Consider the following 19054-nt stretch of genomic DNA (forward strand, 5'->3'; position numbering starts at 1 on the left):
TACCAATAGTATGGCGGGGGAATGTTAAGGGTTTGTTAAGAGGGTAGGGATTTTTTTGTGGTTGGGGATTGGGGGGGGGTTGGGTGGGGGTGGTGCCTGGCTCAGATTCGGTGTTTTGAGCCAGGTTCAATTACGGGGGATTGAGCCTGGAACGATTTTTGTACCTGGTACAATTCCAGCGGTTTGTACCAGGTACACATTCTGCATTATTGGTGCCAGGCACAGATTGGGTGATTTGTGCCTGGCACCAGCAACCCTCCATCTTTACCCCTTACGCACCACAATATAATAAACTGAAGGGTGCAAATGCCCGACTTCCGTTTCGAACCCGGCTGTCTCGAGCTGCTGTGCCAGTTCATCAGATGGAATCCGCTCTTCCAGCGGCGGTCCCATTTCTGACTCCACTGCCTCCCAGTCCAGGATGAGCCAAAGGCCATCGTCCGTCAGCATGTCGCTAAGGTCTTGGAATACTTTGGTGAGATTGGGCACCTCATGTAAAACAAAGGCAGATACGATTTTATCCAGGGTGTTCTTGTTGAAGCTTAAGTATTCGAGCGAAGATTTTTCGTATTCGATGTTCGAGACGCCAGCTTCCCCTGCACGGTGCTGGAGATATTCGAGCATTTCTTGCTGCAGGTCGACGGCATGAACCTTAGTATCGACTTCCTTCGCGATCGGCAGTGTCAAATAGCCGTTTCCGCAGCCGAGGTCTGCGACGAGGTCATCTTTTTTTAATTGAAGAAGCTGAAGTACTTTTTCCACCGGCACCATTTCCTGACGCTTTGGATCGAGCAGTTTTGAAGCTTTGTGATGTTCGAATAAATGTCCGTGTCCTTCCATGATTGGTCCCTCCTGTTAATAAGATACGTTTCCATAGACTGCTTATTTCTCTATTGTCTTCGTTTTTCCTGGTAAATAGACTTTTAAAAGGAAAATCGCCTTACGATACCCCTTTATGTATTAGAGTATGATATGTATCTTTCAGGCAATCAAGTAATTGCTCTCGGGAATCAAAAAAACCGGCTGTCAAAGTGGACACCCGGAGTTTATCATATAATGGCTCTATCTTTTGAATCGGCCGATTGGGATCCTTTCAGTGCTTCCAGGATCATCATTAAGTAAAAGCCTGTGTTGCCTCCGCGGCGGTCGATCACCTTGATGTCGTCAACGATCCTCTTTACCTCTTCATAACCCAGCCTGCTTAATACCATGTCGCTGATTTCCTCTGCTGTATAGGAGCTGAACTTTTTCAAAGTGGAACGGTTTCTCCTGCAAAAGCTGCGCAACTGTCTTCTTATGTCGGAAATATTTCCTTGTTCCATCTTCACTTCTCCTTTCCAAACCTGAACTTCCATAGGCTTCAGAGACAGTAGTTTTATTAAAATAAAAATTGCCCGCCAAAAAGAATGGCAGGCAGTAAATGATGAAACAGCGTCATTTATCTTCCAATCCTTTTCGGCAGCCCGGCGGTCATAGTTTCGGAAACGTTAGATCCGTGGCTTTGCGTCCTAATCTTTCGAATTAGTTTGCCTTTATCGCAGGTTGATACGTAGTACAAATGATGTGTATTTGAGTTTTTACAATAATACTATAGTACCAGCATTACCCAAGTTTTAAAAGTGTTTTTTGTGTGAAAATTTTCTTTTTTCGACATTAATTTCATTATACATGATTGCGTATGGTTTGTAAGGGGAAGGAATTATTCTTTTATGAATATCCTATAAGGATAAGGGTTTCTTGTGGAATGTTTTTATCCAAAAAAATCCTGCCATAAACCTATGGCAGGATTCTATCAAGCTGCTATTCTATTAAAGGTTGATATATCTACGCGGGTTTATAGCATTTGATTTCGCCGCATTCCAAGAACCTTGGTGAAGTTCGAAGTGAAGATGCTGTCCGAAAGAATATCCTGTATTACCCATGTAACCGATTTGCTGACCTTTATCGATAGGTTGTCCTGAGCTTACCAGGGCAGAAGACATATGGGCATACACTGTAGTAAAGGTTTGTCCGTTGATTGAGTGCGTGATGTACACAACGTTTCCGTAACTTGAGCTGTAATGACTCTTGATGACATATCCATCTGCTGCTGCAACAACTGGAACAGTTCCGCGAGCTGCAATATCCGTACCGTAGTGGTAGCGGGATTCCCCGTTTAACGTATCCCAGCCAAATTCAGTAGTAATGGCACCGGATGCTGGTCTTGTCCATGCTCCGGAACTTACAGGAACGCTGGCTGGTGCTGAAGCCGATGCGGAAGAGCCTCCGCTGCTGCTTGAAGTTGTAGAAGCTTTAGCCTTCTTGGCTGCTGCTGCCGCTGCAGCTTCTGCCTGTCTCTTCTTCTCAAGTTCTCGCTGACGGGCAAGTTCAGCCAAACGGGCCTGTTCTGCCTGGATTTCTCCTCCGATTTGCTGTTCCATTTTAGCTAATTCATTAGATTCTTTTTGCAAGTTCACTTTTTCTTTTTCAAGTGAAGCCTGCTGCTTTTCAAGCTGCTTGAACAATTCAGCTTTTTGGGCTTTTTCGCTGTTAAGGTCTTGCTTCAATGTTTCAAGGCTTGCTTTATCGCTTTCTAATTCTGCTAATTTCGTTTCAACTTGTGATTTCTTCTTCTCTAATTCTTCCTGGTCTCTCTTTTGCTCGTCCATGATTTTTTTATCTGCACTCACAATCGTGTTTACTGCAGTGACCCGGTTGATGAAGTCACCGAAGCTTTCAGCGCCGAGAAGGACATCAAGATAGTTTGCAGAGCCGCCTTTTTCCTGAATCGCACGTGCACGTTCTTTTAAAAGTTCGTTACGCTCTTTGATTTTTTCTTCGAGCTCTTTGATTTCTTCTTTTAACTGATCGATTTCTGCATTTGTTTCATCGATCTCTTTCGCTTTTTCAGCGATTTTATTTTCTGTATCTCTTATCTTCGCATCGAACTCAGCGATTTTCGCTTTGATTTCCTGCTGCTTGCTGATGTTTGCGTTGATTTCTGATTTCTTTTTATTAATTTCACCGTTGATTTTATCTTTTTGAGAAGAAACCTCTCCTTGTTTCTTCTTCAGATCCTCTACGGATGTAGCGTTGGCCGTTGTTCCCATTGCCGGGAAACTGCCGATTGTTAATGCTGCTGCAATTGCTAATGATACAAAATGCTTCTTGTTCAAGCGGCTCGCTCCTTTCAGCTTCTATCAACCTGTTAATTTAGACTTTTAAGAATTTACGTACAGACATAAAGCTTCCCCAGGCGCCAATCAGGCATCCCATTAAGAGGATCAATCCGTTTACCTGATAGATGAACGGGGTAAAGTCCAATATCTGAATAAAGTTATTTTGAAGTTTTGGCTCAATAAAATTGTAAGCGTAGTAATAACCAGTTGTAACAAGAGCAATCGGGATAATAGAACCTAAAACACCAAGCCATAATCCTTCAAGGACGAACGGCCAGCGGACGAACCAGTTGGTTGCACCCACGAGTTTCATTATCTCGATTTCTCTTCTTCTAGCGACGATCGTTATTTTTATCGTATTTGAGATGAGGAACATCGCTGTGAACAATAGACCGATGATCAGCACCAATCCGACGTTTCTGCTCATTTCAAGGATATTGAATAACTTTTCGATTTTCGCTTCCCCGTATAATGCTTCGTTGACATTTTCATACTTGCCTATTTCAGCGGCAATCTTGCCTGTATCACGGGGATCTTTCGCTTTAACGATGAATACATCATAAAGCGGGTTATCTTGCTCGAATAATCTGAAATCGTCACCGAGATCTTTTACCAGATTCTGAAGTTCTTCCTCTTTGGAGGAATATTCGACGGTTTCGACTCCACTTATTTTATCAATCTTGTCTTCTATGACTTTAACTTCTTCTTTCTTCGTCCCAATTTCGAGAAGTACGCGAATTTCGACATCTTTCTCTATATCGGTTGCCACCTTGTTCATGTTTAGCATCAAGACGATAAAAACACCAACAAGTAATAATGTGACGGTTACTGCACTGACGGATGCGAAGGTCATCCAGCCGTTTCGGCCGATGCTCTTAAAACTTTCCCTGAAGTGACGGGCAAACGTTCTAGCCTTCATAACCGTAATCACCTCGCTGTTCATCCCGGACAATCCGGCCATTCTCGATGGCGATTACCCGATGCTTGATTGTATTTACGATTTCCCGGTTATGTGTAGCCATGATCACGGTAGTACCGCGGTTTGCGATTTCCTCAAGGATATTCATGATGTCCCAGGAGGTTTCAGGATCGAGATTCCCTGTAGGCTCGTCCGCAATCACCAGCTTTGGTGTATTGACGATCGACCTTGCAATCGAGACCCTCTGTTGCTCTCCTCCTGAAAGCTCATTCGGAAGCATCCTTGCTTTATGTTTAAGGCCTACCAGCTCAAGTACATCCATTACACGCTTCTTGATCTGTTTCGGCTGCTCTTCGATTACTTCGAGTGCAAACGCGACATTTTCATAAATCGTCAATGTAGGAAGCAGTTTAAAATCCTGGAAGACCACTCCTATATTTCGTCGAAGTTGAGGCACTTTGCTGTTCCTTATTTTCGCCAAATTTATTCCATTCACGATGATATCACCTTTTGAAGGTTTCACTTCACGGTACATCATCTTGATGAATGTTGTCTTCCCTGCGCCACTCGGACCCACGACATAAACAAACTCGCCTTGCTTTATATGGACGTTAAACCCATTCGCAGCCATAACACCGTTGTTATACTGCTTATAGACGTCTTTCATTTCTATCATTATTAAATCACCTAATTTGTAGTATGTAGTTCCCCTCTTGGCTGTGTGGTATCTATGTGTGTGATATAAAATTCTGTCGTCTCTACCAAATTAGACATAAATTGGTGAAATTGCTCGAATTTCGCTCACGAAAATATTATAACATCACTTCTTACGATGTTAAGGAAAAATATTATTACAGTTTCATTTCAGAACTGCACTTTTTGTGAAATATTAACCTTTTTTATTGCCATTAATACCTAATTTCCGATATTTATATAGTTATTTTTTACTAGTATCAGGTACTAACAACAAGTAAAAAAGATAGATGGGGATTGCTTCCAATCTCATTGATAGAGGGAGTCAGGCAGAGAATTATGAGAGGTTATATAATATCAAAGTTTGTCACATAGTTTTAAAAAAGGAAATGCAAGTAGTTGTGAATAAGTGCTTTATCCATAAAAAAAGAAGAATCCTTATACAGGATTCCCCCTCTTCCATGCTTATTTTTTATTCGCCAGCCATTCAGCGACTGCGTCCGCCTCTTTACCTTCTACAAGACCTGCAGGCATTTGGCCTTTACCGTTTTTAAGGATTTCAAGGATTTGATCTTTATCCAATCGGGAACCAACGTCTTTAAGAGCCGGCCCCATGCCGCCTTCCAGGTTACCGCCGTGGCAGCTGGTACATTTGTTGTTCACGATTTTCTCAGCATCGACACCGCCGGAGCTCGTTTCCTTGCTGTCACCGCCATCGTTGCCGCCGCAAGCTGCAAGCACCAATGAAGTTCCTAAAAGAATGCCTAAAAGCTTTTTCTTCATGTTTTCTCCTCCTAGGAAAAAATTTAAGAGTAAGAATCGACCGTGGTGAATTCTCTCTCCTATAGATAATTATACCAAGCTTAAACCCGTTTGAAACCTTCGCCCAATACCTCTGATGCATCCATTGTGACCACAAATGCAGAGGCATCAATGCTTTTAACCAGTTGTTTCAGTTTTGTGAATTCTGTCTGATCGACCACGACCATCAGGATCGGACGTTCATCATCCGTATATCCGCCGTATGCTGATAGTTTTGTCACACCGCGGTCGATTTTATTCAAGATTCCTTCACGAACTTCTTCCTGGCGGTTCGTGATGATGAGTGCCATCTTGGAACGGCTCACCCCGACCTGCACGAGGTCGATGGTTTTACTTGTCACATAAAGGCCGATCAGCGCGTACAGTCCTCTTTCAATATCAAACACGATTGCCGCAGATAATACGATCATTCCATCAATCATCGCCACACAGGTTCCGAGTGAAAGACCTGTGAATTTATTTACGATCTGGGCGGCAAGGTCGGTCCCCCCGGTCGAAGCTTTACCACGGAACACGATTCCAAGCCCAAGTCCGACTCCGATTCCACCGAACAGAGCCCCAAGAAGCGGATCCTCTGTCCACGGCTGCCAGTCTTCCGTGAGGTAAACAACTAACGGTAAAAATACAGTCCCGATTGCTGTTTTCACACCAAATTGAAGCCCCAGGAAGATGAGCCCTGCGATGAAGAGCGGGATGTTGAATGCCCACTGCACGAATGCAGGCTTCCAATCAAAAAGCCCCTTTAATATAGTAGAGATCCCGCTGACTCCTCCTGATGCCACCTCATTCGGAAGCAAGAATACATTGAATGCAATGGCCACAACCGCTGATCCTGCCACAACAAACAAATACTCCAAAAACTTCTCTTTCCGCGGATTAAATGACTGTTCTCGACGCTTTTGCTTCAAACCCATTCCGTACGACTCCTTCTGTATATGTATTGATAGTATGAGTACAAGGGTGTTATATCATCCCTCATTCGTGGTTGCCGGTCGTTTGCTGACCTTCCATTGGATGTGGGATTGCTATTTACTCATTATCATTTATAGTTAAGTTTTTATTGTGAGTTGCTGCCACGTCGCGTTTACATTGGGCTCGCGGCTTGATTGTCACAACCTTTGAGAGTATAGCATGGGTGTCGAAACGTGTAAATGACATTGAGGTGACGTGGTGAAGCATTAGTGGAATGGGGTGGGTGGGTGGGTGGCTGGGTGGTTGGTAGGTTGGCTTGTTCGGGGTTCTTTGGCGGGGGAGGCTTTTTAGTGGTGCCTGGCTCACAAGGGGGATTTGAGCCAGGCTCAGAGTGGGGGTTTTGTGCCTGGCACAATGTATGTGATTTGTTCCAGGCACAACCGCTTATCAATATATAAACAAAAAAGCTGAACATCCCTTTAAGAATGGTTCAGCTTTTTTAACATTATTGAATTTTCGAACGCAGATACGCATTGATAAACGGATCTAAATCGCCGTCCATCACGCCTTGTACGTTCCCGGATTCTGTATTGGTTCTATGGTCCTTGACCATGGAATACGGGTGGAATACGTAAGAACGGATCTGGCTTCCCCAGCCAATTTCTTTTTGCTCGCCGCGGATTTCAGCCAGTTCCTGTTCCTGCTCTTCGATTCGCTTCTGATAGAGCTTGGCTTTCAGCATCTTCATGGCAGATTCACGGTTCTTGATCTGCGAACGTTCTGACTGACATGTCACGACGACATTGGTCGGCAAGTGGGTGATACGGACAGCCGAGTCGGTCGTATTGATATGCTGACCGCCGGCACCGCTCGCACGGTACGTGTCGATTTTAAGGTCTTCGGTGCGGATATCAATTTCAATTTCTTCATTGAACTCAGGCATCACTTCGCATGAAACGAAGGAAGTGTGACGGCGTCCGGAAGAATCGAAAGGAGAAATACGCACGAGACGGTGTACACCTTTTTCAGCTTTCAGATAACCATATGCGTTATGACCTTTGATTCCGAGAGTGACACTCTTGATACCTGCTTCATCGCCTGGAAGATAATCAAGAGTCTCGACTTTGAATCCTCTTTTTTCTGCCCAGCGTGTATACATACGAAGCAGCATGGAACCCCAGTCCTGTGACTCGGTTCCTCCCGCCCCCGGGTGAAGCTCAAGGATGGCATTGTTTTTATCGTATTCTTCGCTGAGAAGAAGCTGAAGTTCATAGTCGCTCAGGCGCTTCATGAGGTCGCCGAGTTCTTCTTCTAGGTCCTGCTGAAGATCCTCATCCGGCTCTTCTTTTATAAGTTCAAGCGTGAGTTCAAGGTTTTCCTGCGTTTCGAGCATTGCTTTGTAATCATTCACAAGGGCTTTAAGTCCGTTTCCTTCATTAATGAGTCCCTGCGCTTTTTGCTGGTCATCCCAGAAATCGGGTTCTACCATGATCTCATCAAGTTCCTGGATTCGTGCCTCTTTGTTTTCTAAGTCAAAGAGACCCCCTGAAGTCCGCTAATGTCTTAGCTGTTTTTTCTAATTCTGATCTGATTTCTGCTAGTTCCATGATTGGTCACCTCTGTGGTTATTTTGATATTTACTTATCTTACTGTATTAAATTCCGCTGGTGATTTCCGTGCAATACTTCGCTTTCCGCGGGCGAGCGGGGAGCCTCCTCGGAGCTGCGCTCCTGCGGGGTCTCCCCAGCTTCGCTTTTCCCGCAGGAGTCTTCGTCTTGCACTCCAATCACCAGCTGGTTTGTGCTGCATTATAAAATCACACTGCATTATTTTTATGAGAGGGTACCAGGTAAGCCTCGATTTAATGTAACGGGGTCAGGCATTCCGATTCCGAACCTGGCTCAAAACATCAGATCGAGCCAGGCTCAAAATTCTGCCAGTCACTGTATCTGGCACAAAAAGGGCCGGTTGTTCCTGGCACAATTCAGTCGATCTGTGCCCGGCACCAAAACTCTGCAAAAACGAGCCCCGCATTAAAACGGAAAAGTACCTGGCACTCCTAAGTAAGTACCAGGTATCCTCTCCGGTCAAGCATTTATCCCATTCTGCCGTGGCAGTGTTTGAATTTTTTGCCGCTACCGCATGGGCATGGTTCGTTGCGGCCGACTTCTTCTTCTTTGCGGACAGGTTTCTTCTTGGCTTTGCCGCCTTCTTCTTTCGGGTTGACGGCTTGGCCTTTGGCTACTTCCTGGCGCTGAAGGTTGTTTCTGATTTCGGCTTTCATGACATATTTGGCAGCATCTTCTTCGATGGCCAATACCATGCTTTCAAACATGGCGAATCCTTCATGCTGGTATTCGCGAAGTGGATCATTTTGACCGTATGCACGCAGGTGGATACCTTGACGGAGCTGATCCATCGCATCGATGTGATCGATCCATTTCGTATCGACCGCGCGGAGAAGGATGACTTTTTCGAATTCACGCATTTGTTCTGCGCCCATCTCTTCTTGTTTTTCATCATAGCGGACTTTCACGTCTTCCCAGATGAGATCCATGATTTCGTCGGCTTCTTTTCCGCGAAGGTCGTCAACCGTGACGTCCCCTTCAGGAAGAAGATTCGCATTGACGTAATCGACGATGCCCTGCAGGTTCCAGCTGTCGATTTCTTCGTTTGCCGTATGGGCGGCAACCTGGCGCTCGATGACGGATTTGATCATGCCTTCTACGATTTCGCGCAGGTCCTCTGATTCGATGACATCGTAACGCTGCTTGTAGATGATTTCGCGCTGCTGACGAAGGACATCATCATATTGAAGGAGCTGCTTACGTGCATCGAAGTTGTTCCCTTCCACTCGTTTCTGGGCGGATTCAACAGCACGGCTGACCATTTTACTCTGTATCGGCTGGGAATCATCCATACCTAGGCGGGTCATCATCGTCTTCATATTGTCGGATCCGAAGCGGCGCATCAATTCATCTTCCATTGAAAGGTAGAATTGAGTGACACCAGGGTCCCCCTGACGACCGGAACGTCCGCGGAGCTGGTTATCGATACGGCGGGATTCGTGACGCTCTGTACCGATGACGGCAAGACCGCCAAGATCGATCACGCCTTCGCCAAGTTTGATATCCGTACCACGGCCGGCCATGTTTGTGGCGATTGTCACGGCACCTCTTTGGCCTGCCTCTAGAATAATTTCGGCTTCTCGACCATGATTCTTCGCATTCAATACGTTATGGCGTACACCTTTTTTTGTTAAAAGTTTGGAAATCAGCTCTGACGTTTCGACGGCCACTGTACCGACTAGAACAGGCTGTCCCTTTTCATGACGCTCCTTGATGTCCTCTACAACTGCCATGAATTTACCTTCCATCGAAGCGTAAATCAGATCGGCGCGGTCATCACGGACGATCGGTTTGTTCGTCGGGATCACGATGACGTTCATGTTGTAGATGTTGCGGAATTCCTCTTCTTCCGTCTTCGCCGTACCGGTCATACCGGAAAGCTTTTCGTACATACGGAAGTAGTTCTGGAACGTGATCGTCGCCATGGTCATGCTTTCGTTTTGGATTTCGAGCCCTTCTTTTGCCTCGATGGACTGATGAAGACCGTCACTGTAACGGCGGCCTTTCATGAGACGTCCCGTGAAGGAATCGACAATGACGATTTCGCCTTCCTGAACCACATAATCAACGTCGCGGTGCATGCTGACGTGTGCCTTCAGCGCCTGGTTGATATGGTGGTTAAGGGTAACGTGAGAAATATCGAAAAGGTTATCGATGTGGAAGGCTTTCTCCACTTTTGTGATACCATCTTCAGTCAACTGCACACCTTTTGTTTTTTCATCATAAGTAAAGTCTTCGTCTTTTTTGAGCGTGCGGACAACCGCGTTTGCCTGGATGTAAAGCTGCGGCGTGCGCTGTGCGTTACCGGAAATGATCAGTGGTGTACGTGCTTCGTCAATTAAAATCGAGTCAACTTCATCGATTACGGCGAAGTGAAGCGGGCGTTGAACCATCTGATCTTTGTAAAGGACCATGTTGTCACGAAGATAGTCGAAACCGAACTCGTTGTTCGTTCCGTATGTGATGTCCGCTTTGTAGGCTTCACGCTTCTCTTCTTTTGACATGGAGTTGAGGTTCAACCCGACAGTCAGACCAAGGAAGTTGTAAAGCTGTCCCATTTCCTCGGCATCACGGCTGGCAAGGTATTCGTTGACCGTTACGACGTGAACGCCTTTTCCAGTGATCGCGTTCAGGTAAACCGGCATCGTTGCCGTAAGGGTTTTACCTTCACCGGTTTTCATCTCGGAAATGTTCCCGCCGTGGAGGGATGCCCCACCCATCAGCTGGACGCGGTATGGATACAGACCGAGGACACGGCGTGCCGCTTCGCGTACGACTGCGAAAGCTTCGACAAGCATATCGTCAAGATCTTCGCCTTTTTGATAACGCTCCTTAAAGCGTTCCGTTCTCACGCGGATGTCGTCATCCGAGAGGCGCTCCATCTCCGGAGCCAGTTCTTCTATTTGATCGGCTATCTTTTCAAGCCTTTTGATCTCTCTTTTATTCGCATCAAACACTTTGTTTAAAATCCCAAGCATGTATAACGCTCCTTTATCCTGTATAAGTAGAGCCTAATTACACTCATCACTATAGCGAAAGTAAATGAGAATTCCATGAGAAATGGTAAATTTCCCAGTCTTAAAACATCTCTACTACACATTCGCTAAAAGCCCTGTAAATCCTGCTTCAAAAACAATTCATTCATGTTAATTCTACCATTAACGTTACCCTGTTACAACTTAGGGGAGATGGAGGCGCTTTTATTTAATAACGTAAAATTCAGTATAGGCTTCTAATGCCGCTTTTGATTTCCGTGCAAGGCTTCGCTTTCCGCGGGTGACCCGTGAGCCTCCTCATCGCTGCGCTCTTGCGGGGTCTCACATTAGTCACTTTTCCCGCAGGAGTCTTCGCCTTGCACTCCAATCAACCGCTGGGATTACCTAAAACTAAATAACCCGAACTAATAGAAATTCAGTGATTCCTGTTAGTTCGGGTTTTAATTAAACTTAACGCAGTCTCTTATGGACTATTTTATTTCTTTAACAGTTCATAAACTGTATCCTGATAGCTCTCCCAGATCTGTTTACTGCGTCTGGAGATGCTGTTGGCGGATACGTCGAAGTATTCGGCGAGTTCTTTTTGGACGTGGCGGATGCTGATTTCATCGATGTTCTTGGCCATGTCGACGAGGGCGCCTGAATAGATTTTCGGGTTGCGGATCGTCGGGCGTTCTGTGTAGAAGTATTTCTCCAGAACGGAAACGAGCAAATCGCTCTCTGCTTTGTCTTCCCCTTTTTCAGAAAGGAATGTTTTCAGAGCAGTGATCGCTTCATTATATTCCGGCGTCATCCAGATTTCCACGCCTTCGATAGGAGCTTCCGCTTCTGCAGGAGCTTCGATTTCAGTACCTTCCGAATCAACCGCAGCCTTCTTGGCGGATTTTTTCTTTTCCGCACTGTATAAAACAAAGCCGACATCGGCAAGCATCATGTATTGATCAGACAGGTAATCCTGCAGATTTTCGAATTCACCCTGCTCAAAACGGATCTTCACCAGTTCCGTCGCGGCTTTTTCAATCGATGGGTAGATGAAATACTGGGCAAATGGGAGATACTTATCTCCGTTCGGCAATAGCAGTGCCAAGAAGAAGCTGTTTTCTTCCAGATTGCCAAATCTCTCTTTTACGACCAATTTTTCACCGGTGATGACTTCTTCTACATGAAGCGTGCTGTCATCCACCTTTTCAACCGTACCAGCCGTTACACGCAGATTTCTCCAGGATTCAAGGACGGCAGCCGTTTGCGGGCGGGTCACCGTACCTACCGACTTATCGATGAAGCGATCGATCAGACGAACGCCTTCCTCATCCTTTTGAGTAGATCCGTACCAGCTGACGAAAGCCATTTCATAAATATCCGGATCGGCCTTCATCAGGTCCATCTTCTTCAGATATTCATGATACGCTTCCTCCATCTTGGGATCCTGCGCAGTGGCGATGAAATCATAGAGCTGTGCCTGCAGCACATCAAGCTCCTGATTCACCATTGAATCTATATTCACGACATTTTCTTTTTCACAGCATTTCTTATATTTCTTACCGCTCCCGCAAGGACACGGTTCATTTCTTCCGACTGTACTCATGCTTGTTCTTACCTCCGAATTGTTGAGTCCCGTTCACAAATGTTCATTATATAACACTTTTGGGTTTGGTTAAACTGTTTTGGAGGATGTAAATACAACCAGTGGTGTTGAAACAAGGATTAGTACTGTCAATCCCCTTCTAAACCGCTTTTGATTTCCGTGCAGGACTTCGCTTTCCACGGGCGGACGGTGAGCCTCCTGATATGAACAAAACTGTCAATACAGAAGCTCCCCATTCGATTCTGAATTATTTTTGTCCGCTTTTAAGAAGCGAAGCCCTTACAGCTTCTTTTAAACTTTACTTTTTAACTGTGCCTTTCCTACGGGATTTCTCCTTTCACTTAGGATGAAACTAAAGGTAAGCACACGGCACGAAGGCAAAAATGTTCGACTGCGGTTAGCACTCTGATATCCGTGGGTTCACACATTTTATCTTTCCGTATGAAGGACTTTCCCACTAACTCGTAACGTGCGTTCATCTGACGAATCAGACTAGCACAGAGGAGGCACGTGGATGTTCCTTCCCGGTGTTAATCTTTGCCTTCGAGCCCTAAGCTCATCTTCGTTTCGTTTGGACAAAACGGTTTAAAAGGAACCCTAGATCACTGAAACAAAGGATTTACTGATGAATCGGTTGGATTTCTTGCGAAATGGCCCAAATAAATCCAGCTAGTTCCCTGGCGACAGCGGTAATGGCTTTATTTTTTTCTTTTCCTTTAGAAACCAAACGGTAAAATTTTTTATGGAGTCTGTTTTGCGCTTTCCAGGAGATTTCCTTCACAGTAAGTGAACTTCCTTGTTGACGCTTTTTTAGATCACCTTTTACGGCAGGTGTATATCGGTAACTCCAGGCAGCTTCAGTTAACAGTTTTCTCAAATGTCGGTTACCGGCTTTTGTGATTTGCCCCTGGTGTCTGCGTTCACCACTTGAGTACTCACTCGGAATCAAGCCGGCATAAGCCATAAATTGAGGTGCCGTCTGAAAGCGTTGGAAACACGCTACTTCTGCGACAAGGCTGGTCGCCGTAATCAGTGCGATGCCGCGTAGTGATTGTAAAGCTTGGATCATGGGTGCGAGTACATTTTTTGTAGACTGTTCGTGAATCTCTTCTTCAAGTCTAAGCACACGCTGTTGAAGCTCTTTGAGCTGATGATAGTATTCCTGAAATACAACACGCGCAGAAGAATACTCGAACTTCAGTGTATCAAGCCATCTATAGTATTTAACTGTCCATCGATTCACACCATCAGGTGGCCGGATTTCGTGACGCATCAGGAATTTAGTCAGCCGGTGTCGGGCACGCAGCTCATCCTCTTTTGCATCTTCACGACAGCGAACCAGATCACGCAGTGCTTCACCTTCTTCTGAAGGTACATGGATCGTTGTTAACTCACCAGATCTATAGAGCTGAGCGAGTCGGATGGCGTCTCTTTTATCTGTTTTCACACGTTCCCCAGGCTTTTGAAGAATGAGTGATGGCGCAATAATATCACAGTGCACCCCCATCGAAGTCAGTAAGCGATAGAGTGGATAGCCTGTTGGTCCAGCTTCATAACACATGTACAGGTTTTCAGATGGACCAAGCTTTTTTACGAGAGACCGGATGGCTTCAGCATTATGAGGAATCATGCCATAGTACCTTGGAGCTTCACGTCCAACATCTGCGATGGCAACTGCAATTTTTTCTTTAGATACGTCTAAACCGATAAATTTTGTGGTATTCTTCATAATAAGCTAGCTCCTTTCGTAATGTAGCTCTGATTGGGTTTGATTGTGCTTACTTTCATATACCCAGTTAACCTACGAAGTTACGAATAAGGAGCTAGTTTTGTTCATGATAACTCGTCGCTGCGCTCCTGCGGGTTTTAAAAGCGGAAAGGCTTTGGTCAGAGGCGGGTGGCATAAGGCGAATCGGCCACGAAGGCGTTCTTTGCCTTCTTGGTCGAGTTGACTTATGACATGTGCCTCTAAGCCTTGGAGCTGGATAAGTCTCACCTGTCTCGCTTTTCCCGCAGGAGTCTTCGTCCTGCACTCCAATCAACGCTGGATACCGCCTGTTATTTATTTCTCCCCCCACAATAGAAAAGAGCTATTTCTAGGGACACCCCCCATGGAAACAGCTCTACTATTCTTCCTATTCTGTATCAATCAATAAAAAATTCCCAAACCAAATCATTTACTATCAATCATTATTTTTGCAACCCAATCTTTACCTACTCTCAATCATCTGTTCCAAAACATGCTCACTGTTTTTCCACAGGAACTTGGTCTTATGGGCGATGATGATTCCTTCTTCTTCGCTCCCATACGTGAAGGTTTCCGGCATTTTTGAAGGAAGGGGGCTCAAGCCAAGGATGTAAGCCATTGGGTACGGGTTCATTTCGATGGCCAGGTCTGCCAATTCCTTAACTTTCCCTTTGTGGAACTTCATGGCTATGAAAAGTTCCATGTATGCAAAATACGCCGATTCTTCTTCGTACTTCTCCATTAATTGCTCTGCCTGTTTCTTTTTACCAAGCTCGATGAGGATCGGCAGCAGTTCAAAACGGACACCCTGATTGTCTTCCCGGTTCAGCTGTATAAGACGCTCCATGTATGAGGTAGCCTTCTCATATTGGCCAGCCTCTTTCAAGGCGATTGCCAGATTAAACGTCACTCTCATATATGGTCTGGTGCGAATGTACAACCAAAAATTAATGTCTTCATCAGCGTAGAGCCTGACATCCTTTTCAGCGTATTCCACCGCTTTTTCAAGCAGTTCGATTTTCTTTTCAACCTTTGTTTCTTTTTCAGCAAGGATGTTCACGGCATCTGCACATTCAGGATTCAGAAGCAGTGCATTCGCACAGAGCACATATCTTTCGGCACCAGACTTTTCATATGCATCGTATACGATGGACTGGGCTTTTTCTTTGTCATCCAATTCGGGAAGCTCCATTTTCCCCTCAGCAACCTTGTTGATTACTTCATCAAAGTCAAGGCTGCCATTGTTTTTTTCAACTGCGACTACCGTCTCCCACATTGATTTCTCGGTGGGAGCAGGGCCATTTCCATAGTGATAAAAAACATCGGATTCATCCGGGGTACTCATTTTTGATAAATCTTCCCCAATTTTCTCCCCTATCTTTTCATCGATATCATAAGCACGGTTTGAAATACTTCCAGCAGACACGGAAAACTCTTCACCGAGGTCCTTTTGTGAAAAGCGGGTTACCGGGAAGACCTCACTGCCGAGATAATACATCGCAGCCGCATAGACGCGCGGGTTCCTGATTCTCGGAGATGCCACCTTGAAATAATCACTCAGATACTTCGTTAGTAAAAAGGCGTATTCTTCCTCCAGGCTATGGTCCAGGACGAACGAATGAAGTTCCTCACCGGCCTCTTGCTCCCCTTCGTTTCTCCAAGGAAGCGCACCAATATCAAAGTGAATCTTTTCATCTTCTTCAAAACTGCGAAACACCTTTTCCAACAGGACCAAAAAGTTCTCCCTGTAAAATTCCTGGACCTCCATCGAAGTTTCCTCGTAGCTTTCTTTCACTGTTCTTTCTACAAATGCAGACACTTCGGGTAAAAAGTTGAAAAATGTAGTGAACGGAACATGCTGTTGATTTTCATAAGGCATCGCCGCCGTAAACACAGCCTGACCGACTGTAAACGGCATATCCAATTCCCTTAACTCAAAACGTTCCGAACTGAGGAAATCCTCCACAATGATCAAATCTCCTTTTCGTTCGACGAGTTTCCCGCAGACAAACTGATAAGAAACCCATTTCTTCACAATCTCACGGACTCTCACCCTGCTGATGGAGTCAAGATTTTCATGGATAAACTGTTCAAGAATGGTCCTTTCATCGTTCCCTTTATTCGTCAATAAAAACCAAGTATAGAAAGGCAGATCGAACTCAGGTAAATAAGGCAGTTGTCCCATGATCTTGCCTTTTTCCCGGTCAAGCTTCCAGCCGAGTCTCTCGTATGCAAAATCAACCACCATCCCGAAAACACGCTCAAGCTCATCTAAAAGAAGATGATCGATCTGAGAAACATTTGCCCCGCCGCAGCACTTTTTATATTTCTTCCCGCTTCCGCACGGGCATGGTTCGTTCCTTCCCACTTCCGCCATATTCTCTCACCCTTTCAATCTCTCTAATCTATCATTCAGTATAAACGAAAAAGAGAAACCTATACACGCTTGGCCCCATTTTGTCCAGCTAACGCACAAAGAGCCTTCCCCAAGATCCCTCTTGAGAAAAGCTCCCTATCATTCTATCTACCCTGTTTCTTCATATACTCCAATACATCCAAATCAATATAATTCTCTTCCTGCTCGCGCATTTCGAAGTTTTCGGTGTGGAGGTAGTCCTTCAACGCCTGGTGCAGGGACTTGCTGTCATCAGCGTAGCCAAGACGGTGCAACTCTTTTTCAAGGTCATCCCGAATATCGCCTTCCAGGAGGACTACTCTGCCAGCATCTGATTCTTTGAAATAGAGCTGGTGCATCAGATAGATTCTCTTCAACTCTTGGATAGGTGAAGCATGGTCATCCACCCGAAGGTCGATGTAACGGTCGTTGTATCCGCCGTAGCCTCCTTTTTCTTTTACAACCAAAAGGGCAGCGGACTGCATGCCGCGGGAGTCCCCTCCTGCATCCTGGCCGGCATGGAGTGCTTGAAGCAGCCTTTCTGCCAGGCTGCCTGTTGAAGATTCAAAGGTTTCAGCCATCGCTATGACCGTATTTTCATCCACTAAAATATTCCCCTGCGCCGTAAAATGCTTGCCTGTCCTTCCGCCGGCCCAGTCATAACATCCTTCACCTGTAAACGTGGCGGCATGTCCCCAGGCATCGATTAGTCCGACCTGTCTGAGGTGACGCTCGGGGTCATCTTTCGTGATGATGTCCAGTGCTTCTTCTGCCGTCTTTCCTTCTTCCATCAGCTGCAGTGCCTGCGGACCGTATGCCGTATTGGCATAGGACTGGGTCGCCACCGCCCCGACGCCTTCTTTGGCAAACGGAACGACCGAACCGACACCAAGAAACTTGGACTGCACGGCAATTCCCCATTCTTTCTCTTCAGGATCATATCCGACGATGGAATATGTCATGTTGACGTCCTCCTTTTTAAAAGAAAATCTCCTAAACTCCCACGGTTGATTTTGCAACGAGGGCGTCCGGATTCAACCCTTTCAGCTCTTCTATAACAAACTGTCCATCCTTCCGAATCAACACATCATCAAAGTAGATTTCTCCTCCCCCGTACTCTGGACGCTGGATGCAGACCATATCCCAGTGTACGCTGGAACGATTTCCATTATCCGCTCCTTCATAAGCCTGTCCCGGGGTGAAATGGAAGCTCCCGCCTATTTTTTCATCAAACAGGATATCAAGCATCGGCTCCTTGATCTTCGGGTTCACACCCATTGCAAACTCCCCAATAAAACGCGCGCCTTCATCGGTGTCCAGAATTTCATTAAGTTCTTTTGTTTTATCAGCTGTAGCCTTCACGATCTTCCCGTTTTCGAATGTCAGTGTGATATTGTCAAACGAAAAACCGCGGTACAGCGTAGGCGTATTGTAGGTGATCGTACCGTTCACGCTGTCCTTGACCGGCGCCGTATACACTTCCCCGTCCGGCATGTTCCTTTCCCCGAAGCACATGACCGACGGGATATCTTTTATAGAAAAAGTAAGGTCGGTCCCTTCACCAGTGATCCTCACTTTATCCGTGCGGTCCATCAGATCCTTGAGCGGCTTTTGGGCCTCTTCCATCTGCTTGTAGTCGACGGTGCACACTTCAAGGAGATAGTCGAAGAACGTGTCGTAGCTCATCTTTGCCTTCTGGGCAAGTGCCGGATTCGGATAGTTTAATAGAACCCATTTCTTTTTCTGGACTAGGTAATCATTCGATTCTTTTACGAGAGGCATGAGAAGCTGCCACTGCTCGCCCGGGACCTCACTCATCTCGGCGTCGTTCGGGTCGCTCGATATGCTGATGAATGCATCGAGATCCTGATACTTGTCCATATTCCATTTGTTCATCAGGATCATCTGTTCCTCTTTCGCATTTGTCGCCATGATACGCATCAATTCCTGATCACCAAATTCAAAATATGGGATGACGCCCATATCATATGCTTTACGAAGCAGTTCCTTCACGAGCGGCTTCGTAGTATATTCGCCTGTAATCAGGAGCTTTTCTCCTTCTTTCATTTTCAATGAATGCGTCAGAAGTACTTCTGCCAACTTCCCTAATCGTGGATCTCTCATATTGGTTCCCCCTCAATTTTTGTCTAGTACTATCATTCGACAAAAATTGGAAAAAACCTCTGTCTAGCTTGCAAA

Annotated in this window: 14 protein-coding genes and 1 riboswitch; all 14 genes read right to left on the minus strand. The window is 45.7% G+C overall.

The window, feature by feature from the left end; translation table 11 throughout:
* Positions 1-264: 264 nt before the first annotated feature.
* Positions 265-840, minus strand: coding sequence for a class I SAM-dependent methyltransferase (locus ACKA06_RS05420; protein ID WP_411159160.1), 576 nt, complete (start codon positions 838-840; stop codon positions 265-267).
* A gap of 209 nt (positions 841-1049) precedes the next feature.
* Positions 1050-1322 carry a hypothetical protein gene (locus ACKA06_RS05425; protein WP_032086713.1) on the minus strand — a complete coding sequence of 91 codons (273 nt, stop codon included), beginning with the start codon at positions 1320-1322 and terminating at the stop codon, positions 1050-1052.
* A 132-nt stretch (positions 1323-1454) separates the two neighbouring features.
* A riboswitch (cyclic di-GMP riboswitch) is annotated at positions 1455-1541 on the minus strand.
* Between the two features lie 267 nt (positions 1542-1808).
* Entirely contained in the window at positions 1809-3155 is a 1347-nt protein-coding gene (locus tag ACKA06_RS05430) for a murein hydrolase activator EnvC family protein (protein ID WP_411159161.1), read from the minus strand.
* Between the two features lie 37 nt (positions 3156-3192).
* Positions 3193-4077: a permease-like cell division protein FtsX gene (ftsX, locus tag ACKA06_RS05435; protein WP_058299575.1), complete on the minus strand. Its 885-nt coding sequence runs from the start codon at positions 4075-4077 to the stop codon at positions 3193-3195.
* Entirely contained in the window at positions 4067-4753 is a 687-nt protein-coding gene (gene ftsE, locus ACKA06_RS05440) for a cell division ATP-binding protein FtsE (protein ID WP_071619741.1), read from the minus strand. The genes ftsX and ftsE overlap by 11 nt, the downstream gene beginning before the upstream one ends.
* 482 nt (positions 4754-5235) lie before the next feature.
* On the minus strand, positions 5236-5553 hold the full coding sequence (gene cccB, locus ACKA06_RS05445) for a cytochrome c551 (protein WP_411159162.1): 318 nt from the start codon (positions 5551-5553) through the stop codon (positions 5236-5238).
* A gap of 80 nt (positions 5554-5633) precedes the next feature.
* Positions 5634-6506, minus strand: coding sequence for a YitT family protein (locus tag ACKA06_RS05450; RefSeq protein ID WP_411159163.1), 873 nt, complete (start codon positions 6504-6506; stop codon positions 5634-5636).
* Positions 6507-7009: 503 nt separating this feature from the next.
* A protein-coding gene (prfB, locus tag ACKA06_RS05455; protein ID WP_141687760.1) for a peptide chain release factor 2 occupies positions 7010-8111 on the minus strand; the annotation gives its coding sequence in 2 pieces (ribosomal slippage) (positions 7010-8038 and positions 8040-8111; 1101 coding nt in all).
* Between the two features lie 488 nt (positions 8112-8599).
* Positions 8600-11110 carry a preprotein translocase subunit SecA gene (gene secA / locus ACKA06_RS05460; RefSeq protein ID WP_411159164.1) on the minus strand — a complete coding sequence of 837 codons (2511 nt, stop codon included), beginning with the start codon at positions 11108-11110 and terminating at the stop codon, positions 8600-8602.
* A gap of 493 nt (positions 11111-11603) precedes the next feature.
* Entirely contained in the window at positions 11604-12713 is a 1110-nt protein-coding gene (locus ACKA06_RS05465; RefSeq protein WP_411159165.1) for a YecA family protein, read from the minus strand.
* 619 nt (positions 12714-13332) lie between these two features.
* Positions 13333-14442 carry an IS110 family RNA-guided transposase gene (locus tag ACKA06_RS05470; RefSeq protein WP_411159166.1) on the minus strand — a complete coding sequence of 370 codons (1110 nt, stop codon included), beginning with the start codon at positions 14440-14442 and terminating at the stop codon, positions 13333-13335.
* A gap of 481 nt (positions 14443-14923) precedes the next feature.
* On the minus strand, positions 14924-16837 hold the full coding sequence (locus ACKA06_RS05475) for an SEC-C metal-binding domain-containing protein (protein WP_411159167.1): 1914 nt from the start codon (positions 16835-16837) through the stop codon (positions 14924-14926).
* Between the two features lie 143 nt (positions 16838-16980).
* Positions 16981-17817 carry a DUF1028 domain-containing protein gene (locus ACKA06_RS05480; RefSeq protein WP_411159168.1) on the minus strand — a complete coding sequence of 279 codons (837 nt, stop codon included), beginning with the start codon at positions 17815-17817 and terminating at the stop codon, positions 16981-16983.
* A gap of 31 nt (positions 17818-17848) precedes the next feature.
* Positions 17849-18979: an aminopeptidase gene (locus ACKA06_RS05485; RefSeq protein ID WP_411159169.1), complete on the minus strand. Its 1131-nt coding sequence runs from the start codon at positions 18977-18979 to the stop codon at positions 17849-17851.
* Between the last annotated feature and the right edge of the window lie 75 nt (positions 18980-19054).

The organism is Rossellomorea oryzaecorticis, assembly GCF_045897515.1.
GTDB classification, from domain to species: domain Bacteria; phylum Bacillota; class Bacilli; order Bacillales; family Bacillaceae_B; genus Rossellomorea; species Rossellomorea enclensis.